At 57.7% G+C, this 23,859-nt stretch carries 14 protein-coding genes and 4 pseudogenes; 6 read left to right on the top strand and 12 right to left on the bottom strand.

Annotated elements, in window-relative coordinates; translation table 11 throughout:
- Positions 1 to 148 precede the first annotated feature (148 nt).
- The 12 genes and pseudogenes from ND528_RS16870 to ND528_RS16815 form a co-directional block, all read right to left on the bottom strand.
- Positions 149 to 1,389 (bottom strand): annotated as a pseudogene (locus ND528_RS16870) (RHS repeat domain-containing protein); the annotation flags it as partial.
- 22 nt (positions 1,390 to 1,411) lie between these two features.
- Complete coding sequence (locus ND528_RS16865) at positions 1,412 to 1,714, bottom strand: hypothetical protein (RefSeq protein WP_041478175.1); 303 nt, start codon at positions 1,712 to 1,714, stop codon at positions 1,412 to 1,414.
- A 3-nt stretch (positions 1,715 to 1,717) separates the two neighbouring features.
- A pseudogene (locus tag ND528_RS28440) lies at positions 1,718 to 2,459 on the bottom strand (RHS repeat-associated core domain-containing protein); the annotation flags it as partial.
- 21 nt (positions 2,460 to 2,480) lie between these two features.
- Positions 2,481 to 2,813: a hypothetical protein gene (locus ND528_RS16855; RefSeq protein WP_241664692.1), complete on the bottom strand. Its 333-nt coding sequence runs from the start codon at positions 2,811 to 2,813 to the stop codon at positions 2,481 to 2,483.
- A 3-nt stretch (positions 2,814 to 2,816) separates the two neighbouring features.
- Positions 2,817 to 4,275: pseudogene (locus ND528_RS16850) on the bottom strand (RHS repeat domain-containing protein); the annotation flags it as partial.
- A gap of 177 nt (positions 4,276 to 4,452) precedes the next feature.
- Positions 4,453 to 4,794, bottom strand: coding sequence for a hypothetical protein (locus ND528_RS16845; RefSeq protein ID WP_129999829.1), 342 nt, complete (start codon positions 4,792 to 4,794; stop codon positions 4,453 to 4,455).
- A 431-nt stretch (positions 4,795 to 5,225) separates the two neighbouring features.
- Positions 5,226 to 7,201, bottom strand: a pseudogene (locus ND528_RS16840) (RHS repeat-associated core domain-containing protein); the annotation flags it as partial.
- Between the two features lie 355 nt (positions 7,202 to 7,556).
- Complete coding sequence (locus tag ND528_RS16835) at positions 7,557 to 7,958, bottom strand: hypothetical protein (protein ID WP_137215234.1); 402 nt, start codon at positions 7,956 to 7,958, stop codon at positions 7,557 to 7,559.
- Entirely contained in the window at positions 7,955 to 12,610 is a 4,656-nt protein-coding gene (locus ND528_RS16830) for an RHS repeat-associated core domain-containing protein (RefSeq protein WP_263470752.1), read from the bottom strand. Before ND528_RS16830 ends, ND528_RS16835 begins: the two co-directional genes overlap by 4 nt.
- On the bottom strand, positions 12,610 to 13,347 hold the full coding sequence (locus tag ND528_RS16825) for a DUF4123 domain-containing protein (protein WP_263470751.1): 738 nt from the start codon (positions 13,345 to 13,347) through the stop codon (positions 12,610 to 12,612). Before ND528_RS16825 ends, ND528_RS16830 begins: the two co-directional genes overlap by 1 nt.
- A complete protein-coding gene (gene tssI, locus ND528_RS16820; RefSeq protein WP_263470750.1) occupies positions 13,337 to 15,379 on the bottom strand; it encodes a type VI secretion system Vgr family protein in 2,043 nt (680 codons plus the stop codon). Before tssI ends, ND528_RS16825 begins: the two co-directional genes overlap by 11 nt.
- Positions 15,380 to 15,513: 134 nt before the next feature.
- Complete coding sequence (locus tag ND528_RS16815) at positions 15,514 to 16,029, bottom strand: Hcp family type VI secretion system effector (RefSeq protein WP_007949952.1); 516 nt, start codon at positions 16,027 to 16,029, stop codon at positions 15,514 to 15,516.
- Positions 16,030 to 16,466: 437 nt separating this feature from the next.
- Here ND528_RS16815 and ND528_RS16810 point away from each other — a divergent pair, with 437 nt between their 5' ends.
- From ND528_RS16810 to cheB, 6 genes are read left to right on the top strand one after another with little or no spacing between them, the layout of a single operon-like run.
- The gene (locus ND528_RS16810) at positions 16,467 to 18,089 is read left to right on the top strand and encodes a methyl-accepting chemotaxis protein (protein ID WP_137215238.1); all 1,623 of its coding nucleotides are present in this window, start codon (positions 16,467 to 16,469) and stop codon (positions 18,087 to 18,089) included.
- Entirely contained in the window at positions 18,089 to 18,625 is a 537-nt protein-coding gene (locus tag ND528_RS16805; RefSeq protein WP_263470749.1) for a chemotaxis protein CheW, read from the top strand. Before ND528_RS16810 ends, ND528_RS16805 begins: the two co-directional genes overlap by 1 nt.
- On the top strand, positions 18,622 to 19,896 hold the full coding sequence (locus ND528_RS16800) for a CheR family methyltransferase (protein ID WP_263470748.1): 1,275 nt from the start codon (positions 18,622 to 18,624) through the stop codon (positions 19,894 to 19,896). The genes ND528_RS16805 and ND528_RS16800 overlap by 4 nt, the downstream gene beginning before the upstream one ends.
- Complete coding sequence (locus ND528_RS16795; protein ID WP_263470747.1) at positions 19,893 to 20,576, top strand: chemotaxis protein CheW; 684 nt, start codon at positions 19,893 to 19,895, stop codon at positions 20,574 to 20,576. The genes ND528_RS16800 and ND528_RS16795 overlap by 4 nt, the downstream gene beginning before the upstream one ends.
- Positions 20,573 to 22,843 carry a hybrid sensor histidine kinase/response regulator gene (locus ND528_RS16790; protein ID WP_263470746.1) on the top strand — a complete coding sequence of 757 codons (2,271 nt, stop codon included), beginning with the start codon at positions 20,573 to 20,575 and terminating at the stop codon, positions 22,841 to 22,843. Before ND528_RS16795 ends, ND528_RS16790 begins: the two co-directional genes overlap by 4 nt.
- Entirely contained in the window at positions 22,840 to 23,850 is a 1,011-nt protein-coding gene (cheB, locus tag ND528_RS16785; RefSeq protein WP_125927852.1) for a chemotaxis response regulator protein-glutamate methylesterase, read from the top strand. Before ND528_RS16790 ends, cheB begins: the two co-directional genes overlap by 4 nt.
- The last annotated feature ends 9 nt before the right edge of the window (positions 23,851 to 23,859 follow it).

Here is a 23,859-nt window from a genome sequence, read left to right as displayed (position 1 = left end):
AAAGGTCAGTTGCATTACCAGCGTGGACGCCCGGAGCTTTCGGGTCGATATCGATATTGTAATAGCCTTCGATTGGGTTCGTGCCCGCACCAATATTCAATGAGCCATTCGCATTTGCGGGTTTATCTAAGTAATTTCCTGCTTTGGTAGGTGTGGCTGAATCGCTACCGGGGCATTGATGAAGCCCAAGCGGATCCACCCAACCTGTGGGATTGGTCACGTACTGGTAGCTATTCAACCCACCCGCAAGCTTGATCGGATCCGGGGTCAAGAACCGTCCAGTCCCCGGATTGTAGTAGCGGTGGCGGTTGTAATGTAAGCCTGTCTCGGCGTCGAAATACTGACCCTGAAAACGCAGCGGATTATCGATTTCGCTCACATCCAGCGCCACGAGGTTGCCGTAGGCGCGGTATTTTGCCGACCACATGATTTCGCCGCTGTAATCGGTGAGTTCCTGCGGTGTGCCGAGGTGGTCGAGTTGGTAATAGAACGGGGCCGCTTTTAGCGGGCCTTCGCCGTCGAGCATTGCCAACGGGCGGAAACTGCCCGGTTCGTAGATGTAGCTGCGATAACGATTTTCTGCGCTTTCGGCGATGAGGCGTTCGCCTTGCCAGAGGAATTCGGTGGTGTGGCCGTCGACGGTTTTCTCGATGCGGCGGCCGAAGGCGTCGTATTTGTAAGATGCGGTGCTGCCTCCCGGCAGGCTGACGCCGATCAGGCGGTGCTGGCAGTCGTAGCGGTACTCGGTGACGAGCTTTTGGCCGGTGCCGCGACGTTCGCGGATCAGGTTGCCGTAGGCGTCGTAATCGTAATGGCGGTCGCCTTGCATCAGCAGGCGGTTGCCTTTGACGTTTGCGGGGTTCGCAACGGGCAGGTCATTTTGTCCGAGGAGGTTGCCTGCCGGGTCGTGAGCGAAGCTCTCTGGCATAGCTCCGCGCACGTTGATCAGGCGATCTAGTGGATCGTAGTGATAGCTGCGGTCACCTTTGCGGCTGTCGTTAATGCCGGCGAGATTGCCGTTGGCGTCGTAGTTGTAGCAACGCTGGAACAGGTGTTTGTCCCGTTGGCTGACGCTGTGTGCTTGCAGGCGACCCTGTTCATCGTATTGGTATTGGCTGAGCAGCAGGCCTTGTTGGCGTTGTTGCTCGCGACCGGCGTTGAACTGGTGGCTGGTCAGGCGTGAACCGTTCAGGTCGATGCTGCTCAGGCGTCCACCGGACAAATGACGGTAATCGAGCGTGCAGCCATCCGGCAGACGGCAGTGGCTGAGTTGGCCGACGCTGTCGTATTCGTAGCTCAAGGTGCCCCAGACTTGGTGTTCCTCGATGAGTTGGTCGGCAAGTCATATTTATAGGCGAAAGGCTAACGACCGTCGTCGACGCTGGCTAGTCAACGCGAGCTCGTCGATCCATTAAATTTTTACTTTATTCAACGTATGGTCTAACGCTTTTTCAAGATCGGCCCAGGTTTTGGCCGTTTCGGTGTATATAGGCGATGCCCAATTTTGATTTGCGATTAATGAGATTCTGAAGGCGCCGTGTTCACTGAATTCGGGATACCAACCAATGTCTATTGTTTGCTCGTGCGGGAGTAGCGCTTGCAAAAGATCCTCCCTTAATTCATCTGTAATGAGCGAAATATCCGATCCGACTAGGCTGGATATTTCGTCAAAAGTTATCTTGCCACCAAGTTTTTTTATGTTTTCAAGATTCATAAATCATTTCTTCTTTTTCGTTAGTTTTCTAAACGATTCTTCTGATATTGGATGTCCATGTATTGTGTTTGCACTTAACTCCACTCGCATGTGCTGAGTTTCTTTTCCGTCATTGGCGCCTATGGTTTTTCTCATGTCAATTACTTTCCATGGTTTTCCGTTGTTAACATCTTGACCATTTGCAAACGCGTGCCGCTCTAACGCTTCAATGTCCGTGCCGGGTAGATATTTAGCTGCACCTCCATTAGCGGTCGATTTTACAACAGATGGCCAAGGAGCCTTAGGCGCCACATGTTTATTGCCATGATTTGTCCATTGAACGTCGGGAGGAGGGGGGCCTCCATCGCTTACCCTGGCTTTTCCTTCAGGTATTTCAGCGCTTTGCCCCGGAACGCATTTATCTCCGCCTGGACAAGTATTCAACCCTAGGGGATCCGCCCACCCCGTAGGGTTAGGCACGTACTGGTAGCTATTCAACCCGCCCGCAAGCTTGATCGGATCCGGCGTCAAGAACCGGCCAGTCCCCGGACTGTAGTAGCGGTGGCGGTTGTAATGTAACCCTGTCTCGGCGTCGAAATACTGCCCTTGAAAACGCAGCGGATTATCGATTTCGCTGACATCAAGCGCTGCGAGGTTGTCGTAGGCGCGGTACTTCGCCGTCTACATTATTCGCTGTTGTAGTCGATAAGTTCCTGCGGCGTGCTAGGTGGCCAAGCTTGTTGTGGAACGGCGTAGCTTTAATTGGCTTTAGCCGTCGAGTATGAGGTTAGAAGTAGAAAAACATACCTGTATTGTATTTCATCGCCATTTCGTTGAGATGTATGATCTTCTTTAGCGTGTCGAAATTGGTAGTGGCGAATAATTTTTGTAATATCTTGAGGGCTGTCTCTAGTTCGGTTTGACCTTGTATGCTTTCGTCTTCATATTCATCGATAAGTTTATTTAGCGTCGAGTTGATTTCCTCAAACACTCCCGTTTTTGAAAGGGCTAAAAATTCTTCTTCTGAGACTGATAGTTCTTCTAGGTCGCCAAGTATGCATTCATCTGAGTCCAGGCGATACATTGCATCTTTAGATATGGGTACTGAAATTGTTTTCAATTTTTATGGTTCCTTGTTGAAGTGTGTTACTTCGTTGTATTCGCTTTGTGTTCTTCCGGCTTGCCTCTGTTTGGAAGCGTTTTTTTTGCTCGGAATAATTCCTTCAAGGTTTAAATGCTTACGCTTTCCAGGTAAGGAGGGATCATAAATTTTGAAATAGTTTCCGTCCATATCTTCAACCACTTCTATCCCGTTTTGAGGATTTTTGTATATTCTTTTGCCTTTGTCCGTGGTGCTGACGATTGGATTGCTTCCAGCGAATTTTTCAACGGCACTGGTTGAATTTGCTATAGGCCAATTCGCGGAATATAGAGCCGCGCGGGCAGCTCCGCCTGTTTCGGGCGCTTTTTGATCGCCGTCATCTACTTTTGGTTTTATAGCGGAATCATCAGTACCTATGCTAGGCGTACAGTTTTCGCCCCCAGGACAAGTATTCAACCCCAAAGGATCCACCCACCCCGTAGCGTTAGGCACGTACTGATAGTTATTCAACCCTCCCGCAAGCTTGAATGGATCCGGCGTCAAGAACCGTCCAGTGCTCGGATTGCATTAGCGGTTGTAATGTAACCGTGTCTCGGCGTCGAAATACTGCCCTTGAAAACGCAGCGGCTTATCGATGTCGCTGACATCCAGCGCTGCGAGGTTGCCGTAGGCGCGGTACTTCGCTGACCACCTGATCTCGCCGCTGTAATCGGTGACTTCCTGCGGCGTGCCGAGGGGATCGAGTTGATAGCAGAACGGTGCTGCTTTTAGCGGGCCTTCGCCGTCGAGCATTGCCAACGGCCGCAAGGCGCCCGGTTCGTAGATGTAGCTGCGGTAGCCGTTCTCTGCGCTCTCAGCGATGAGGCGTTCGCCTTGCCAGAGGAATTCAGTGGTGTGGTCGTCGACGGTTTTTTCTCGATGCGGCGGTCGAAAGCGTCGTATTTGTAGCTTGCGGTGCTGCCACCCGGCAGACTGACGCCGTTCAGGCGATGCTGGCAGTCGTAGCGGTTTAGGTGACGAGCTTTTGGCCGGTTCCGCGACGTTCGCGAATCAGGTTGCCGTACGCGTCGTAGTCGTAATGGCGGTCGCCCTGCATGAGCAGGCGATTGCCTTTGACGTTGGCGAGGGTGGCTGCGGGCAGGTCATTTTGTCCAAGGTTGCCTGCCGGGTCATGGGCGAAGCTCTCTGGTATGGCGCCGCGTACGCTGATCAGTCGGTCGAGTGGATCGTAGCGATAGCCGCGGTTGCCTTTGCGGCTGTCGTCGATGCCGGCCAGATTGCCATTGGCGTCGTATTGATAGCGGTGCTGGAACAGGTGTTTGTCCCGCTGGCTGACGCTTTGCGCTTGCAGTCGGCCCTATTCATCGTTATTGGTATTGGCTGAGCAGCAAGCCTTGCTGCCGCTCTTGCTCGCGACCGGCGTTGAATTGGTGAGACGTGAGGCGTGAACCTTGAGGCCGATGCTAGTCAGGTGACCGCCAGCTGGCGGTTATACAGTTTTCATTTGATCTGCGTGAATGATTTAGTTTGTATCCCTAAATTCGTAGGGGTTGAAGCCTCTCCGAAGCCCAAGCTTCTGTAGGTAACAGTGTTGAAGTTGGTTTTGTTTTTGATGAAAAATAGCATGAGTAGTTTGTTAATGGTTAGCTCGTTGTTTTCAATTTTCGCGCATGTATTGCTCTATTTTCTCAATATATTTTTTTTTGCATGTTGTTCGGAATATTTCCAAGGTTTTGGCAGAGTCGCCGATTGGTTCGCCTTTTCGATCGTATTTAATTGTAAGAAACTCTACCACAAACTCGCCCTTTGGGTCTCCCTCAGGTTCTACTCTAGAATCGAAGCAATAGCCTGTGCTTTGTCTTGCACCACCTAATAAAACAGAACTGCTAAACCAGTGCGCGGTTTCCGGTGTTAGTTCTATTTCGTACAAATTATTTATGGTTATTGTCCAGTCGCTAGGCACTCGGAGTGGCTGTAGTTCGAATTCTAGTTTTTTCATTTTGCTTTACCCATGTATTTTTTCACTTGCTGTGGTGATGCCGGAAAGCTGTGGATCACAGGCTTATTTCCTCCATCAGTTAGTTCAATTCTTATCCAGTTTGTAAGTTGTCCCTCGTTGTAGCCCACAGGGTGTTCGGATCTGTAAAACATGAATCGAGTGCCACCGTGGTCGAATACGTTTCCATCTTTTATCGCCCCATATGCAGCTTGTTTTTCGAATCCTTTAACATTGTTTGCGATGTCGGGCAGATAAGAAGCTTCGGGTTGACCACCACGTGATCCATTACCCAAACTCAATTCTCTGGCTTGGTCGGCAGATTTCGCATTCAGATGTTTCGTTTTATGGAAACCTCCTGGCCTCTGCGCGTTATAGACGTCGGATCTTAACTCTTTCCGCGTCTGGTAATCGCTAGTATCAACGCGCTTGGGAGGGCAGTTATTGCTGCTCAGCCCCAACGGATCCACCCACCCAGTAGGGTTAGGCACGTACTGGTAGCTATTCAACCCACCCGCAAGCTTGATCGGATCTGGGGTCAAGAACCGTCCAGTCCCCGGATTGTAGTAGCGGTGGCGGTTGTAATGTAAGCCTGTCTCGGCGTCGAAATACTGACCCTGGAAGCGCAACGGGTTATCGATTTCGCTGACGTCCAGCGCCGCTAGGTTGCCATAGGCGCGGTACTTCGCCGACCACATGATTTCGCCACTGTAGTCGGTCAGTTCCTGCGGCGTGCCGAGGTGGTCGAGTTGGTAGTAAAACGGGGCCGCTTTTAGCGGGCCTTCGCCGTCGAGCATTGCCAAGGGTCGAAAGCTGCCCGGTTCGTAGATATAGCTGCGGTAGCGGTTCTTGGCGCTTTCGGCGATGAGGCGTTCGCCTTGCCAGAGGAATTCAGTGGTGTGGCCGTCGACGGTTTTCTCGATGCGGCGGCCGAAGGCGTCGTATTTGTAAGATGCGGTGCTGCCTCCCGGCAGGCTGACGCCGATCAGGCGGTGTTGGCAGTCGTAGCGGTATTCGGTGATGAGCTTTTGGCCGGTGCCGCGACGCTCGCGGATCAGGTTGCCGTAGGCGTCGTAATCGTAATGGCGGTCGCCTTGCATCAGCAGGCGGTTGCCTTTGACGTTTGCGAGGTTCGCAACGGGCAGGTCATTTTGTCCGAGGAGGTTGCCTGCCGGGTCATGGGCGAAGCTCTCTGGCATGGCGCCGCGCACGCTGATCAGGCGATCCAGCGGGTCGTAGTGATAGCTGCGGTTGCCTTTGCGGCTGTCGTCGATTCCGGCGAGATTGCCGTTGGCGTCGTAGTTGTAGCGACGCTGGAACAGGTGCTTGTCCCGTTGGCTGACGCTGTGCGCTTGCAGACGTCCCTGTTCATCGTATTGGTATTGGCTAAGCAGCAGACCTTGTTGGCGCTGTTGCTCTCGACCGGCGTTGAACTGATGAGAGGTCAGGCGAGAACCGTTGAGGTCGATGCTGCTGAGTTGCCCGCCAGGCTGGTGGCGGTAATCGAGTTTGCTGCCATCGGGCAAACGGCAGTGCTTGAGCTGGCCAACGCTGTCGTATTCGTAGCGCAGAGTACCCCAGCCTTGGTGTTCCTCGATGAGCCGGTCTTGCAGATCGTATTTATAGGCGAGCGGCCAGTGGCCGTCGTCGACGTTAACGAGGCGACCAAGTGCGTCGTAGCTGTAGTGAATCTCCTCACCATCGGGTAGCGTTTTTACCAGCAAGCGGCCTGCGGCATCACGCTGGTATTCGGTGACCAGTTCGCTACCGTCATCGCCGAATTCGGTTTTCTTCAGCAGTTGGCCGTTGAGGTCGTATTCGTACGCGGTGCGACGACCGTCGAAGCCGGTTTCCTGCTGGATCAGACCGTTGGCGTAGTAATCGAGATGGTAATGCTCGCCGCGCTCGTTTTCGATTTCAGTGAGCAGCAGGCGCGAGTTGTCGTAGCGGTAGCGCAGTTGGCTGCCGTCGGGATTGATGCGGCGGCTGACGAGGTGCAGGTTGTCGGCGTATTCGTAGCGGGTGATACGACCCAGTTCATCGCGTTCGGCGGTGAGATTGCCATAGGCGTTATAAGTGAACGCTCGGGTTGCACCGCCTGGTAGCGTGACTTGAGCGAGGCGATTGGCGGTGTCCCATTGGTAATGGGTAATCGCGCCTGACTCTTCCTGGCGGGTGATCTGCCTACCCAGTGCGTCGTAGCGGTACTTGCGTTGACCGCCATCAGGCAGGCGCTCTTCCAATAGCTGGCCGAGATTGTTCCAGCCCAACTGATGGCGGCTGCCGTCCGAATGACGGATTTCCAGCAGACGACCCTGAGGCCATAGCTGTAGTGGGTGGTGTTGCCGTCCGGATCTGTCTGCTGTGTGATATCGCTTTTAAGGTTGCGTTCGTATTTCCAATTGGCCTTGAAGGTTGAAACGGCTGATCAGCAGGTTGCTGGCGACCATGCCTGAGGTCTTGCTGATAGGGCACAGGTGCGAATTTCGGAAACACCGCTTGGTCATTGCCGAATATTAATTTGTGCGCGGTCCTGGCGTGCTGATACATGATTCGCGCAGACGTTGGAATTATTCAGGGGACAGGCTTGTTTAAAGTGCCTAAAAGTGGAGGTTGTTCACTTTGGGCGACCATCTCTATAAAAAATGGTCTCTCCCCGATTGCTCGATTCGATGATTATTTAGAGATTCAACTACGGGCAGCCTGCGTATAACGTTTGAGGAAATGATCTATTCTGATTTGAAGGGCTGCACTTTTCTTTGTTTCTAATCACTGCTGTTACTGATATGGACGCAGTCATGATCATCCATGTGGATTAGAACGTTAAAAAGATCGTCGGCTATCCAAAAAGGGAATCCTGTTGTTTCGGAAAATAATTTTTTTAAATCTAAAGAGTTCTCGAGTTTCCAAGCGTGTATGTTGCTGTCTTGAACTATAAGGAACGGGTGTCCAAGATTTTCCAGCGTGTCAACTTTTTTCCAAAACTCTGGATCATGATGTTTTTTGTTTGACTTTAAATGGAGCGGGTCAAGATATTTAGCTTTAGTAGAAAAAAATACGGTCGTCAGTTTAGTGATCAGATCAGATAGTTCGTCGTCGCTCAGTTTTTCATGCGGTAAGGCATGCTGCACTAATGTTGAATCGATCTCTTTTTCTAGGTAGTTCATTGCGGATCTCCAATTCTTGCGCGTGATACGGGTAAGGATTCCAATAAAATGTGGCCTCTAACAGCTCCACCTGTACCCCGTTTGCCTGGCGTTTGGTAACCGACATGGGGATCAGCCGGGCCATCACCAGAAGGAACGAGACGAGGATCATCCATGTTAACTTCTGCGCCTTTATTTCTGCCTTCTAATACTCGCCATTCTGTAGGATAAGATTTTCCATATTGGTCTTTGCCCCACTTAGTAACTGTAAATTCGTTTTTCGGCACGCCTGTTCGAGTGAATGCTTCGTCAACTCCTTTATGCATTTGCTGGTATGACGTCCCAGGTGTATCTCTCCAGTCTAAATCAACCTCAGAATTGAACTTCCATGTTCCGCCTGGGACAGGCTGTGGACAATTTGTGGGGCCGCTAGATAAACCTAGAGGATCCACCCACCCCGTAGGGTTGGGCACGTACTGGTAGCTATTCAACCCACCTGCAAGCTTGATCGGGTCCGGCGTCAAGAACCGTCCAGTCCCCGGATTGTAGTAGCGGTGGCGGTTGTAATGTAACCCTGTCTCGGCGTCGAAATACTGTCCTTGGAATCGCAGCGGGTTATCGATTTCGCTGACGTCCAGTGCAGCAAGATTGCCGTAGGCGCGGTACTTCGCTGACCACATGATTTCGCCGCTGTAGTCGGTGAGTTCTTGCGGCGTTCCGAGGTGGTCGAGTTGATAGTAGAACGGGGCCGCTTTCAATGGGCCTTCGCCGTCCAGCATTGCCAAAGGGCGGAAACTGCCTGGTTCGTAGATGTAGCTGCGATAACGATTTTCTGCACTTTCGGCGATCAAGCGTTCGCCTTGCCAGAGAAATTCAGTGGTGTGGCCGTCGACTGTTTTCTCGATGCGGCGGCCGAAGGCGTCGTATTTGTAGGATGCGATGGTGCCTCCCGGCAGGCTGACGCCGATCAGGCGATGCTGGCAGTCGTAGCGGTATTCGGTGACGAGCTTTTGGCCGGTGCCGCGACGCTCGCGGATCAAATTTCCGTACGCGTCGTAGTCGTAGTGGCGGTCGCCTTGCATCAAGAGGCGATTACCTTTGACGTTGGCGAGGTTGGCTGCGGGCAGGTCATTTTGTCCGAGGAGGTTGCCTGCCGGGTCGTGAGCGAAGCTCTCTGGCATGGCGCCGCGTACGCTGATCAGTCGATCCAGTGGATCGTAGTGATAGCTGCGGTTGCCTTTGCGGCTGTCGTTAATGCCGGCGAGGTTGCCGTTGGCATCGTAGTTGTAGCGACGATGGAACAGGTGTTTGTCCCGTTGGCTGACGCTGTGCGCTTGCAGTCGGCCCTGTTCATCGTATTGGTACTGGCTGAGCAGCAAGCCTTGTTGGCGCTGTTGTTCGCGACCGGCGTTGAACTGATGGCTGGTCAGGCGTGAACCGTTCAGGTCAATGCTGCTCAGGCGTCCACCGGACAAATGACGGTAATCGAGGTTGCTACCATCAGGAAGGCGGCAGTGCTTGAGCTGGCCAACGCTGTCGTATCCGTAGCGCAAGGTTCCCCAGCCTTGGTGTTCTTCGATGAGTCGGTCTTGCAGATCGTATTTATAGGCGAGCGGCCAGTGGCCGTCGTCGACATTGACCAAGCGACCAAGCGCGTCGTAGCTGTAGTGAATCTCTTCGCCATCGGGCAGCGTTTTTACCAGCAAGCGGCCTGCGGCATCGCGCTGGTATTCGGTGACCAGCTCGCTACCGTCTTCGCCAAATTCAGTTTTCTTCAGCAGTTGGCCGTTGAGGTCGTACTCGTAGGCAGTCCGACGACCATCGAAGCCTGTTTCTTGTTGAATCAGGCCGTTGGCGTAGTAATTGAGGTGGTAGTGCTCGCCGCGCTCGTTTTCGATTTCAGTGAGCAGCAGGCGCGAGTTGTCGTAGCGGTAGCGAAGTTGGCTACCGTCGGGATTGATGCGGCGGCTGACGAGGTGCAGATTGTCGGCGTATTCGTAGCGGGTGATGCGACCCAGTTCATCGCGTTCGGCGGTGACATTGCCATAGTCGTTATAAGTAAAGGCTCGGGTTGCACCGCCTGGTAGCGTGACTTGAGCGAGGCGATTGGCGGTGTCCCATAGGTAATGCGTAATCGCGCCTGACTCTTCCTGGCTGGTGATCTGCCTACCCAGTGCGTCGTAGCGGTACTTGCGTTGACCGCCATCAGGCAGGCGCTCTTCCAATAGCTGGCCGAGATTGTTCCAGCCCAACTGATGGCGGCTGCCGTCCGGGTGACGGATTTCCAACAGACGACCCTGCGGGTCATAGCTGTAATGGGTGGCATTGCCGTCCGGGTCAATCTGCGCAGTGACATCACCCTGACGGTTGCGTTGGTACTTCCAACTGACTTTGCCGCGACGAACGTCGCTGACGAAACCATTGATGTACTCGTAAGTGGTGGCTTCGTCTTCCGGCGGGATGACCGCGGTCATCAAACCATTATCGTCATAGCGATATTCAGTGACTGCGCCCAGCGGATCCTTTTCGGCGATCAATTGGCCTTTGTCGTTGTAGGCCTTGAGATGCTCGGCACCATCCGGATCGATCTTGCTGATCAATCGGGCCTGATCGTCGTGGGTATAGACCTCTTCGCTGCCATCGGCGTTGGTTACGGTGACGCTGCCTTTGTCGTCCCAGACGTACTGCGCTTCCATCTGCGAAAAGTTGGCCCAGTGACGAGTGCAGCGAGACAGTTTGCCTTCGTTTTCCCATTCCCAATAGAACGCCGCGCCGCCTGCCAATTGCCGCTCGAGAATGACGTGCTGCTCGTTGTAGCGATAACGCTCGGCTTCGCCCGCCGCGTTTTTCGCCTCGATCAGGCGATGTTGCGCGTCGTAGCTATAAGTGACCAACGTCTGCACGGTATTCCAGACGTCTTCCAGATTATCGGCGGGCAGAAACTGCTGATAATCGACGGCGATGATGTGCTTGCGGTCGTAGCGCAGAAGCAGGGCGCGACCGGCGCCGTTGTCGAGGCGCTTGATGCGACCGTGGATGTCGCGGGTGACGTGCAGCTGATTGCCATAGCTGTCGCTGATGGCGATCAGGCTGGCGCCTTTGCTGTCGTGACGGAAATGGTAGAACGATGGGCGCTTGCCTGCCTGAGCAAGAACTAATTCGGATGGATCGTCACCCAGGAAAATGGCTGCTCGCGAGAGACTGTTGGTGATGGCGGGACGCTGCTCACTTGGAAGCGGAAATGCGGTGGAGCGGTTTTCCTGGTCGGTCCAGATGACTTCATCGCCATTGATCTCGATGCGATGAGCGAGCGCGTGACTCCATCCATAGCCGAGACCGCAGTCGATTTCTACGGCGCTGGTTCTGTAGAGGCGGGTCCATTCAAATGGGAGCAGGCCGTCGAGGTGGCCGTCAGTTAACGTCAGTAACTCTTCGCCAGTGACCATCGAAACAGGGCAGCCGCTAGTGCAAGTCTTTGCAGCAGGCTCTGCGCTCTTTTCGGCGGGATTTGTCGCCTGGGTCGATACATCATCAGCGACTCTGCCTTCAGCAAGTCTGGCGTTTCTCTTCCCATCAAAACGCAACTCGGAAATCCCGTTTCTGACCTTTGCCGTTACCCCTCGGGCCGCCACAGCGGTGTACTTTGCGACATACTCCATAAAGCCGTTGATGATCTTGAACACCGACTTCACGAAGCCGATCACAGCCTTGATGACAAGCTCTCCGTACTTCTTCAGTCGGGCCGCAAGGTAGATTACGCCGGTACCTTCGGCCGCGATGGTCAATACCACGCCGATCACGATGTCGATCGCAATGCCTACGACAATGGCCGTGGTCATCTTCGCTACGTCGCCCGCCATCTTCATCGGCGGCAAGCCCGCGAGCCAGATCACCGCACTGCGCACCAGCAAAAACAAAGCCGCCTCGTCGCTGGCCAGCAACATGGCCTTTTTCATGATGTCCGGCGAGCTCTTGGCGACTTTGATGAGCTCGTCCGCGCCAGCGCCGAGATCCTTCGCAAACTTTCCTGGGTCCTGGAGGATGTCGAGCACGAGACTGATGCCGTCCCATACGCCCTTGATCGCTTCCCAGCCACCTTCAAGAATGCCGTTGCCGATGGCCATGGCTGTGCCGGAGGTCGAAAGATTCGACCATTGCGGTTTGAAGCCGGCCCATTCCTTGCGCAGGAAACCTTCAAGGTCCGCAGTCACGCCGCTGTAAGAACTGAAGAGGGCGTCGATCTGCGCCGGGGTCACTTCGTTATGGACGCGAATCATGTAGAACTTGCCGGGCACACCGCCGGTCCATGCGGCTTTGCCTTGGGCGTCGAGTTTGACCTTGCTGACAGCACCACCGTCCACGGCCACGATTTCGACTTCGATATCGCCGATGGGAATGTCGTAAACCGATTCGAATTTGCTCTCGATCAGCAACGGACCCTTGAGCGGACATTGAGCTACGTTCGAGGTGAAGTTACCGTCGGTCATGCTCACCGCTTTACTGGTGTTGCCCACCTTGATGACACGCTCCATACCCAACAAAGACGGCATGTCAGCGGCACGGCTACCCTTGTCGAGGGCCTGTGCATACCAGGTTTTGGTTTGTGCCTGATACAGCTTCAGACTGTCCTTGAAGGTGTTCAGTTGGTTGTCAACAAAGGCAACGCGATCCATCAGCCTTGCTCCAAAATCAGGTGGCTTATCAATGCTTCTTTAAGATTTTGCGGCGCATCCGGGCGGCGCACGAAGCGGGTGATTTTCAGCTTCAGATTGTTCTCGGGCCATGCGGTGTAGAGGTCCGGGCGGTCTTCTTCCAGCCATTGCATCAGGTTGCTGACCAGCGTCGCCGGATTGTCCTTGCTCAACCCTTCCAACAACCCCTTCGGCACCTCCCACCACGGCCAGTCCCTGACCTTCGGCACCACCCGCGTGCCCACTTCCAGCGCCTGCCCATTGATCAGATACCGCTCAAACACCGGCAGCACTTCTCCAGCCTTTTCCCCAAGCCCCCGCAGAATCGGATAGATATGCCGCCCATCCCAAAACCGGAAAAACACCTCGGTGCCATCCGGCATTTTTACCTGCGTCAGGCTGCGCAGATGTTCGAACACTTCGTTCGGTTCTGAACGCGACACCGCCAGCCAGCCCCAGTCGAGGGCGTCGGTTTCGGCGATCCATGGCAGGAAGGCGGAATTGGCTTTGAGTTCGGTGAGGTAGGGCATCACCGGTTGCCAGGTGGAGTAGGGCGTGCCGCCCCAGATCGGGATGAGTTGGGCGGTGGGTTCGGTGAGGTACAGGGTTTTCAGGGCGTCGGCGTCGCTGGCCGCGCTGACGATCAGGTACAGGCGCTCGCCGCTTTGCAGCGGCTGTTGCGCCAGCCAGTCCTTGGGGGTGATTCGTTCAGATGGCACAGGCACCTGCCTTGCATTTTTCGCATTCTTCACAGAACGGCGCGTTACGTTTCAGGGTGTTGATTTGCGCCGGGGTCAGGACCTGGCCAGCCTTGTCGGCATCCGCCTGTTTCAGCACGCCGGGCATCAATGGCGCGGCGCCCGTACCAACGCCGGGGCTCCCGCCGGAGTTCATGTTGATCACCGGCCCGCTCATGGTCACGCCGCCAGCATCGATCTTGATGAAGCTGCCGCCGCCGACCAGCGTGAGTTCGGCACCGGCTTCCATCACCACCTTCATGCCACTGCTCAGGTGGATTTCCTGACCTGCGTCGATGAACTGGCCGGTGCCGATCTTGACGTGCTGGTTGACGCCGACGGTGAGGTGGTCGTTGGCGCGGGTTTCGACTTTGCGGTCGGCGTAGACGGTGTGGTGTTCTTCGGCTTTGAACTCGGTGTAGCTGTTCTTTTCGACGGTGTCGTGGCGTTCGTTGCCGACGCGGATTTTCTGGTCGTGCTCGATGTTTTCGTCCCAGTCGCGCTGGGCGTGCAGGTAGATCTGCTCCTGACCTTTCTTGTCTTCGATGCGCAGTTCGTTGTAGCCGCCACCGCCCATCGAACTCAGGGTCTTGAAGGTGCTGCGGGTCTTGTTCGCCGGCAGTGGATAGGGGACGGTGTTTTCCTTGTGGTACAGGCAGCCGCTGATCAGCGGTTGATCGGGGTCGCCTTCAAGGAAGGTGACCAGCACTTCCATGCCGATGCGCGGGATGGCGATGCCGCCGTATTGGGCGCCGGCCCAGGCGCTGGAGACGCGCAGCCAGCAGCTGGTTTTGTCGTCGGCCTGGCCTTCGCGGTCCCAGTGGAACTGGACTTTGACGCGGCCGTATTCGTCGCAGTGGATTTCTTCGCCTTTCGGGCCGGTGACCACGGCGCTCTGGCTGCCGAGGATGCGCGGTTTCGGGTGGCGCAGCGGCGGGCGGTTGGGCACGTCCCACGGCGTGGCCTGGAAACGGTTGCGATAACCCTGATGGAAATCGTCTTTCAGGGCGGTGGTGTCGCTGGTCACCGACTCCTCGAGCACTTGCGGTTGCTTGCCTTCATGCAGGACTTCAGTGAGCAGCCACAGGTCGTTCCACTTGGCTTTCGGGTGTTCGGTCAGGGCGAGAAAGTGGCCGCTGACCAGCAGTGGCTGATCACTCTTGCCTTCGGCGAGCTGGAAGTCGCTGCGATGACGTTCGAGGGCGCGTTTGGCCAGGTGCTTGCCGCGCTCGCGGTCGATGAAGCGGCCCGGGTAATCGTAGTCTTCGAGGTCGGGCAGGGCGTCGCCACGGTTTTCGCTTTCCAGGGTCAGGCGCGGTTTTTCGAAGTCGTAGTCGCGGCGCGTGGTGCGGCTGGTGCGGGTTTCCAGGCGCAGGTCGAAACGCTTGATCACCGGGTTGCTGGCGACCATGCCGGAGTCTTGCTGATAGGGCACCGGGGCGAGTTTCGGGAACACCGTCTGGTCATCGCCGAAAACGAGCTTGTGCGCGTTGGCGCTGTGCTGGAAGTGGAAGTGAATGCCTTCTTCTTCACACAGGCGCTGGATGAAGTGCAGATCCGACTCGTCGTATTGCACGCAGTAGATGCGTTCGGGATAGATCGAGCCGGTCTTGAATTCGTAGGCGTTGCCTTGAATGCCGTGCTCTTCCAGGACCATGCCGATGATTTTCGGCACGCTGAGGTTCTGGAAGATGCGCTGGTTGATACGGTGCGCCAGATACGCCAGTTGTGGGCGCAGCGTCACCGAATAACGGGTCAGACGCTTGCCGGAATCGCCTTGCGCGGCGCGGTAGATCTGGCCATGAATGCCGCTGCCGTCAGGCGACAGCTGCAGAAAGGCCGGTTTGTGCAGCAGGGTTTCGAGGTCCAGCGACGGCTGCTCACTGACCAGTTCCACCTCAAAGACAAAAGGCTGGCTGATGGCTTCCCGACCGGTGAGGGTAAATACCTGAAAGTCGGCGGAAAGCCCTTCGATGGTCAGGGCAAAGTGGGTTTCATTGGCCGGCGCGAACATCCCTTGTTCCTCGTGCTGTACAGCGGCGCTCGTCGACGACCGCAAAAAAGCGGCTCAACGTACGCGAAATTCTGGAGGGGCGTAAACAACATCGACCAGCAGAGCTGGCCGATGCGTGTAACGGTCAGCCGTAATTAAACGACTGGAGCACGCCAGTCATCGGAACCCGAAGTACCGGATACTTCGTGGGTCCAGGTGATTTTGCGGTAGGTGAACTGCACTTCTTCCAGGTGGGTGAAGTGCGCGTTGCCTGGATCCTGGCAGTTGTGCATTTTGTTGTTGATGGCGACGATGATCGCGTCTTCCAGTTTGGTGGTGTAGTAGTGCTCTTGGGTGCCTTGAGCCGAAGTGCGGTACCACTGGATAACGATTTCGCTCATGCGCTCGCCGGAAGTCAGTGCTGCTTGCAGCAGTGGCGAAGCCTTGTCGTAGACCTTGGTGATCACAACTGGCTTGTGAACGCGCTGACCGGTTGGCTGACCGGATTGCGGATCACGCGGGATGATCACGTCGTGGGTGAAAGCCTGAACCATGACCTGGTCTTCGTGGCCTTCCTGGTAGGTGTTGCCAACGGAGTCGGCGGTGAAAGCGCCGGCAGTGATCAGGCCTTGTTTTTCGCCGGTAACCGACATGTACGCTGGTGTTGCCATGGGGTGCTCTCCTTGCGGATAAAGTTAGGGTGCCCGGAGGCGAAATCGCCCGGTGGGTAGCTGAGGGTTATCAAGGAGCGTGCCAGGTTTTGCGCGGTGCCCGGATGGCGGGGACGCCACGGTGGTTGGTCATCATTTGGGGCGATTTTCAGCGGGATAACCGAGAGAAAGTGCGCAAGAAGTTGCGCAGTACTGCGCAACTTCTTGCGCACTTGGCTGCAGGGCTTGCACCGCTTGGGCTGCAGAGGATTTAGGCCCTGAAATATTACGACCAACTGCGCAACTTCTTGCGCAGTTGGGGATTTGCCGGGACCGCGGTGTGGCCTTCGCGAGCAGGCTCGCTCCCACGGGACAATGTTGCCAGCGAAAGCGTCTTATAAATGAAACACCGCGCTCGGCTATACTCCCCGCATTTCGATCAGGCACGAGGATTCACTGTGAAGAACTGGACGTTGCGCCAACGCATTTTGGCGAGCTTTGCGGTGATTATCGCCATCATGCTGTTGATGGTGGTTCTGTCCTACTCGCGGTTGTTGAAGATCGAGGCCAGTGAAAACAGCGTGCGCGACGATGCCATCCCCGGTGTCTATTACAGCTCGATGATTCGCGGTGCGTGGGTCGACAGTTATTTGCAGACCCAGGAGCTGCTCGGCCTCAAGGAAGGCCAGGGCATTTCCAGCGAAGACGCTGCCGACTACAAGGCGTTCGAGGCGCGGCTGCAAGAGCAGATGGCCAACTATCGCAAGACCATGGCCACTGATGAAGACCGATCCGAGTTCGCCCTGTTCGAGAAATACCACGACACCTACATCGAGATTCAGAACGCTGTGCTGGACCTGCGCAGTCGCAATCTTGAAGCGGATGCGGTCAAGTTATTCAACGAAAAACTGACCCCGGCGTGGTACGCGGGGCGCATGAAACTCAATGACATCATTGGCGAAAACAAAGTCGTCGCTGATACCGCCATGGCCAATATCGACGACGCGGTGGCAACGGCCAAAGTCAGCATGGTCATTTCCCTGCTGGTCGCGGTGCTGGCCGCCGGTCTCTGTGGGCTGCTGCTGATGCGCGCGATCATGGCGCCGATGAACCGCATCGTGACCATCCTCGACATCATGCGCACCGGCGATCTGAGTTCGCGTCTGAACCTCGATCGCAAGGATGAGTTCGGCGCGGTCGAAACCGGCTTCAACGACATGATGACCGAGCTGACGTCGCTGGTATCCCAGGCCCAGCGCTCCTCGGTGCAGGTGACCACCTCGGTGACCGAGATCGCCGCCACGTCCAAGCAGCAACAAGCCACCGCCACCGAAACCGCAGCGACTACCACCGAAATCGGCGCAACCTCTCGCGAAATCGCCGCGACCTCGCGGGATCTGGTGCGCACCATGACCGAAGTGTCCACCGCTGCCGATCAGGCCTCGGTACTCGCCGGCTCCGGCCAGCAAGGCCTGGCACGCATGGAAGACACCATGCACTCGGTCATGGGTGCGGCGGATCTGGTCAACGCCAAACTGGCGATCCTCAACGAGAAGGCCGGCAACATCAATCAGGTGGTGGTGACCATCGTCAAAGTGGCTGACCAGACCAACCTGCTGTCGCTCAACGCAGCGATCGAAGCCGAGAAGGCCGGCGAGTACGGTCGCGGTTTTGCCGTGGTCGCCACCGAAGTCCGGCGCCTGGCCGATCAGACCGCCGTGGCCACCTACGACATCGAACAGATGGTTCGCGAGATCCAGTCGGCGGTGTCGGCCGGCGTGATGGGCATGGACAAGTTTTCCGAAGAAGTACGCCGCGGCATGTCGGAAGTGCAGCAGGTCGGCGAGCAGTTGTCGCAGATCATCCATCAGGTGCAGGCACTGGCGCCACGCGTGCTGATGGTCAACGAAGGCATGCAGGCCCAGGCCACTGGCGCTGAGCAGATCAACCATGCGCTGGTGCAGTTGGGAGATGCCAGCAGCCAGACCGTCGAATCGCTGCGTCAGGCCAGTTTCGCCATCGACGAACTGAGCCAGGTGGCCGTCGGCCTGCGCAGCGGCGTTTCGCGATTCAAAGTCTGATGAGCGACATCATCGCCAAGCGTGGCGCCGCACCAGTGGCGAAGCAGGCACTGTTTCTGCTGTTTCGCATCGGCAACGAGCGTTACGCCCTGCGCGCCACCGAAGTGGCCGAAGTGCTGCCGCGCCTGCCGCTGAAACCGATTGCCCAGACGCCGCATTGGGTGGCCGGGGTGTTTGCCTATCGCGGTGCGGTGGTGCCGGTGATCGACCTCAGCGCGCTGACTTTTGGCCAGCCCGCCGAGGCGCGCACCAGCACGCGGCTGGTGCTGGTCAATTATCAGCCGGATCAAGCGCAAGCAGCGCAATGGCTCGGGCTGATTCTCGAGCAGGCCACCGACACGCTGCGCTGTCATCCGGACGATTTTCAGCCCTACGGCCTCGATAACCGCGAGGCGCCGTACCTCGGTCCGGTGCGCGAAGATGCGCAGGGATTGCTGCAATGGGTGCGGGTCAATGACTTGCTCGATGACGCCGTGCGCAGCTTGCTGTTCCCCGATCCGCCGCGTGATCCGGCGCAGCTTGAGGCGCAGCCATGAGCAGTGAGCAGCGCTTTTTCGATTTCCTCAAGGAACGCATCGGCCTCGATGTCGCGTCGGTGGGCGCGGCGATCATCGAGCGTGCGGTGCGCCAGCGCACGACGTTGTCCCAAGCCGCCCACACCGACGAATATTGGCAGCTGTTGCAAGGCTCGCGGGATGAACAGCAGGCGCTGATCGAAGCGGTGATCGTTCCGGAAACGTGGTTTTTCCGTTATCCGGAATCCTTCGCGACGCTGGGCAAATTGGCGCGAGCTCGGCTTAAAGAACTCAACAATATGCGCGCGTTGCGCATCCTCAGCCTGCCGTGCTCGACCGGCGAAGAACCCTACTCGATTGCCATGGCCTTGCTTGATGCCGGATTGCAGCCGCATCAATTCAAGGTCGACGGCATGGACATCAGCCCGCTCTCGGTGGAAAAGGCGCGGCGTGCGTTGTATGGCAAAAATTCATTTCGCGGCCAGGATCTGGAATACCGCGAGCGACATTTTTTTGCCGAGCAGGACGGCCACCGGGTCAACGAATACGTTCGCGAACAAGTACGCTGGCAGGTCGGCAATGTTCTCGATCCGACGCTGTTGGCCAGCGAGCCAGCCTTCGATTTCGTGTTCTGCCGCAACCTGCTGATCTACTTCGACCAGCCGACGCAGAAGCAGGTGTTCGAAGTGCTCAAGCGCCTGACCCACGTCGACGGCGTGCTGTTTATCGGCCCGGCGGAGGGCAGTCTGCTCGGGCGTTTGGGCATGCGTTCGATCGGCGTCCCGCAGTCGTTCGCTTTCAGCCGTCACAGCGAGCCGCACCCCGAACCACTGCCGACGCCGAAACCGGTCGCCGTGCCGGTCAGCCAACCACTGCGTAGCGCGCCGCCGCCAGCGCCAGTGCGCAGCCGCCCTTTTGCTACCGTGACGGCTTTGCCGGTGACGAAAAAAACTGCCAACCCGGACGCCGCAACGTTGCTGGCGCAAATCGCTGCACTGGCCAACGAAGGCAAAAGCGCCGAGGCCCGTGCCGCGTGCGAGCAGTATTTGCGCAGCCATGAGCCGGTGGCGCAGGTGTTCTATTGGCTTGGCCTGCTCAGCGATGTCGCCGGCCTGAGCCTCGAAGCCCAGGGTTATTACCGCAAGGCCTTGTACCTTGAACCGCAACATCCCGAAGCGTTGATGCATCTGGCGGCGTTGCTGCAGGCTCAAGGCGACACGGTGGGTGCCCGACGATTGCAGGAGCGCGCCGCTCGCAGCGGGCGCACCGCCGACAGTGAGCGTAAACGATGAGCGCGTCCGACACCTTGAACGTTACCCACGAAGACGCCCGCGCCATCGACGATTGCTGGAACCGCATCGGCATTCATGGCGACAAGTCCTGCCCGTTGCTGGAAGAGCACATTCATTGCCGCAACTGCTCGGTGTATTCCGCCGCCGCCACACGCCTGCTCGACCGTTATTCGTTGCAGCAGGACCAGCGCGAAGCAGTGGTCAGCAAAGTCGAAATCGACGTCAAGACCCGCTCGCTGCTGATGTTTCGCCTCGGCGAGGAATGGCTCGGACTGGCCACGCGCACGCTTGTCGAAGTCGCGCCGTTGCGGGCGATACATTCGCTGCCGCACCAGCGCTCGCGGGCCTTGCTCGGTGTGGCCAATGTCCGTGGCGCGCTGGTTGCGTGCCTGTCGCTGGTGGAACTGCTCGACCTCGACGGCAGCGTTGCGCCGGCCAGCGGCGGGCGAGTCATGCCGCGCATGCTGATCATCGCTGCCCATGGCGGGCCGGTGGTGGTGCCGGTAGACGAGGTCGACGGCATTCATGCCATCGACGAACGCATCCTCGACGCGGCGTCGCAGTCCGGTGCGCAGGCCAGTGCCAAATACACCCGTGGCGTTCTGCAATATCGCGGTCGCAGCCTGCGCTGGCTGGATGAAGAACAGCTGTTGTCCGCCGTGACCCGGAGCCTGACATGACCCCCGAGCAAATGCGCGACGCCTCTCTGCTCGAGCTGTTCAGTCTCGAAGCCGAAGCCCAGACCCAAGTGCTCAGCGCCGGGCTGCTGGCGCTGGAGCGCAATCCGACCCAGGCCGATCAACTGGAGTCGTGCATGCGCGCGGCGCACTCGCTCAAAGGCGCAGCGCGGATCGTTGGCATCGACAGCGGCGTCAGCGTCGCCCACGTCATGGAAGATTGCCTGGTCAGCGCGCAGGAAGGGCGTTTGTTGCTGCGTCCCGAACACATCGACGCGTTGTTGCAGGGCACCGACCTGCTGATGCGCATCGCCACGCCGGCCAATGCGCCGCAACCCACGGACATTGAAGCTTATGTGGCGCTGATGGGGCGTTTGCTCGACACGTCAGTGCCAGTCGCTGCGGTGGCCGCGCCGCCGATGGCCGAGTTGCAGATCGAACCAGCGCCGATACTGTCGGCGCCGATGGTCGACGAGCCCGCCGAGCCGACCCCGCGTAAAAACAAACGCACCACCGAGGGCGGCGAGCGCGTCTTGCGCGTCACCGCCGAGCGCCTGAACAGCCTGCTCGATCTGTCGAGCAAATCGCTGGTGGAAACCCAGCGTCTCAAGCCGCATCTGGCGACCATGCAGCGCCTCAAGCGCATGCAGAACAACGGCCTGCGCGCGCTGGAAAATCTCAATGTGCACCTGAAGGAGCATGCGCTGAGCCTGGAAGCGCTCGAGTCGCTGGAAGATGCGCGACGTTTGCTCGCCGAGTCGCAGCAACTGCTCAGCGAGAAAAACGCCGAACTCGACGAATTCGCCTGGCAGGCCAGTCAGCGCGCGCAAGTGCTCTATGACACCGCGCTGGCCTGTCGCATGCGCCCGTTCGCCGACGTGCTCAGCGGGCAGGCGCGCATGGTTCGCGACCTCGGTCGCAGCCTCGGCAAGCAGGTGCGCTTGGAGATCGAAGGCGAGAAAACCCAGGTCGATCGCGATGTGCTGGAAAAACTCGAGGCGCCGCTGACTCACTTGCTGCGCAATGCTGTCGATCACGGCATCGAAACCCCGGAGCAACGCCTGCGCAAGGGCAAGCCCGAAGAAGGCCTGATTCGCCTGCGCGCCTCCCACCAAGCCGGTTTGCTGGTGCTGGAACTCAGCGATGACGGCGGTGGCGTCGATCTGGATAAAGTCCGCCGCAGCATCGTCGAACGGCAGTTATCCCCAGCCGAAACCGCAGCGCAATTGAGCGAAGAAGAACTGCTGACCTTCCTGTTTCTGCCGGGATTCAGCTTGCGCGACAAGGTCACCGAGGTGTCCGGGCGTGGCGTTGGTCTGGATGCTGTTCAACACATGGTTCGCCAATTGCGCGGGGCCGTGGTGCTGGAGCAGACGGCGGGCGAGGGCAGTCGTTTCCATTTGGAGGTGCCGTTGACGCTTTCGGTGGTGCGCAGCCTCGTGGTGGAAGTCGGCGAAGAGGCTTACGCATTCCCGTTGGCGCACATCGAACGCATGTGCGATCTGGCGCCGGAAGACATTGTGCAGGTCGAGGGGCGTCAGCATTTCTGGCACGAAGGCCAGCATGTCGGGCTGGTCGCGGCCAGCCAGTTGCTCAATCGCCCGGCCAGTCAGAACGATGGAGCTACCCTGAAAGTCGTGGTGATCCGCGAGCGCGAGGCGATTTATGGGGTGGCGGTCGAGCGCTTCGTGGGTGAACGCACGCTGGTGGTGTTGCCGCTGGACGAGCGTCTGGGCAAGGTTCAGGACATCTCCGCCGGGGCCTTGCTCGATGACGGCTCGGTGGTGCTGATCGTCGATGTCGAAGACATGCTGCGTTCGGTGGACAAGCTGCTCAATACCGGGCGCCTGGAGCGCATTGCCCGCCACGGCAATCAAGCTGCCGAAGCGGCGCGCAAACGAGTCTTGGTGGTCGACGATTCGCTGACCGTGCGCGAGCTGCAACGCAAACTGCTGCTCAATCGTGGCTACGACGTCGCGGTGGCGGTGGACGGCATGGACGGCTGGAATGCGCTGCGTTCGGAGAACTTCGATCTGCTGATCACCGACATCGACATGCCGCGCATGGACGGCATCGAGCTGGTCACGCTGCTGCGCCGCGACAACCGTCTGCAATCGCTGCCGGTGATGGTCGTGTCATACAAGGATCGCGAAGAAGACCGCCGCCGTGGACTGGATGCCGGCGCCGACTATTATCTAGCCAAAGCCAGTTTTCATGACGACGCCCTGCTCGATGCAGTGGTCGAGCTCATCGGGGGAGCGCGGGCATGAGGATCGCAATTGTCAACGACATGCCCCTGGCGGTGGAGGCCCTGCGCCGAGCGCTGGCCTTCGAGCCGGCGCATCAGGTGATCTGGGTCGCCAGCAACGGCGCCGAGGCGGTGCAACGCTGCGCCGAATACACCCCGGACCTGATTCTGATGGACCTGATCATGCCGATCATGGACGGCGTCGAAGCCACGCGGCGGATCATGGCCGAGACGCCGTGCGCGATTGTCATCGTCACCGTGGATCGTCAACAGAACGTGCACCGCGTGTTCGAGGCCATGGGCCACGGCGCGCTGGACGTGGTCGACACGCCGGCGATCGGCGCCGGCAATGCCCAGGAAGCGGCGGCGCCGTTGTTGCGCAAGATCCTCAACATCGGCTGGCTGATCGGCGACAAGGCGCCACGCGCGCGCCCGGCGCCGAGTTCGCCGCGCAGTTCGCCGTCACGTCAGCGGCTGGTGGCAATCGGCTCGTCTGCTGGCGGGCCGGCGGCGCTGGAAGTGCTGCTCAAAGGTCTGCCGAAGGATTTTTCCGCGGCGATCGTGCTGGTGCAGCATGTCGATCAGGTATTCGCCGCCGGCATGGCCGAATGGCTGGCCAGCGCCAGCGGCCTCGATGTGCGTCTGGCCCGTGAGGGCGAGCCGCCGCAAAGTGGTGCGGTGCTGCTGGCCGGGACCAATCACCATATTCGCCTGTTGAAAAACGGCACGCTGGCCTACACCGCCGAACCGGTCAACGAGATCTATCGCCCCTCGATCGACGTGTTTTTCGAGAGCGTCGCCAGTTACTGGAACGGTGACGCCGTCGGGGTTTTATTGACCGGGATGGGGCGCGATGGCGCGCAAGGGCTTAAGCTCATGCGCCAGCAGGGTTATTTGACCATCGCCCAGGATCAGCACAGCAGTGCGGTGTACGGCATGCCCAAGGCTGCCGCGGCGATCGATGCCGCGGTGGAAATCCGCCCGCTGGAAAAGATAGCGCCACGATTGCTGGAGATTTTCCCCAAATGATCAGGTTGA

This window comes from Pseudomonas mercuritolerans (assembly GCF_025706525.1).
GTDB lineage: Bacteria > Pseudomonadota > Gammaproteobacteria > Pseudomonadales > Pseudomonadaceae > Aquipseudomonas > Aquipseudomonas mercuritolerans.
Note: the sequence above shows the minus strand (reverse complement) of the source record. Positions and strands in the feature narration are given on the sequence as shown.

What these genes read in the sequence shown, in the direction of transcription:
- ND528_RS16795 (WP_263470747.1), top strand. Translation starts at nt 19,893, where the DNA reads ATGAGCGCGTCCGACACCTTGAACGTTACCCACGAAGACGCCCGCGCC.
- ND528_RS16835 (WP_137215234.1), bottom strand. Translation starts at nt 7,958, where the DNA reads ATGAACTACCTAGAAAAAGAGATCGATTCAACATTAGTGCAGCATGCC.
- ND528_RS16815 (WP_007949952.1), bottom strand. Translation starts at nt 16,029, where the DNA reads ATGGCAACACCAGCGTACATGTCGGTTACCGGCGAAAAACAAGGCCTG.
- ND528_RS16865 (WP_041478175.1), bottom strand. Translation starts at nt 1,714, where the DNA reads ATGAATCTTGAAAACATAAAAAAACTTGGTGGCAAGATAACTTTTGAC.
- ND528_RS16830 (WP_263470752.1), bottom strand. Translation starts at nt 12,610, where the DNA reads ATGGATCGCGTTGCCTTTGTTGACAACCAACTGAACACCTTCAAGGAC.
- ND528_RS16845 (WP_129999829.1), bottom strand. Translation starts at nt 4,794, where the DNA reads ATGAAAAAACTAGAATTCGAACTACAGCCACTCCGAGTGCCTAGCGAC.
- tssI (WP_263470750.1), bottom strand. Translation starts at nt 15,379, where the DNA reads ATGTTCGCGCCGGCCAATGAAACCCACTTTGCCCTGACCATCGAAGGG.
- cheB (WP_125927852.1), top strand. Translation starts at nt 22,840, where the DNA reads ATGAGGATCGCAATTGTCAACGACATGCCCCTGGCGGTGGAGGCCCTG.
- ND528_RS16805 (WP_263470749.1), top strand. Translation starts at nt 18,089, where the DNA reads ATGAGCGACATCATCGCCAAGCGTGGCGCCGCACCAGTGGCGAAGCAG.
- ND528_RS16790 (WP_263470746.1), top strand. Translation starts at nt 20,573, where the DNA reads ATGACCCCCGAGCAAATGCGCGACGCCTCTCTGCTCGAGCTGTTCAGT.
- ND528_RS16800 (WP_263470748.1), top strand. Translation starts at nt 18,622, where the DNA reads ATGAGCAGTGAGCAGCGCTTTTTCGATTTCCTCAAGGAACGCATCGGC.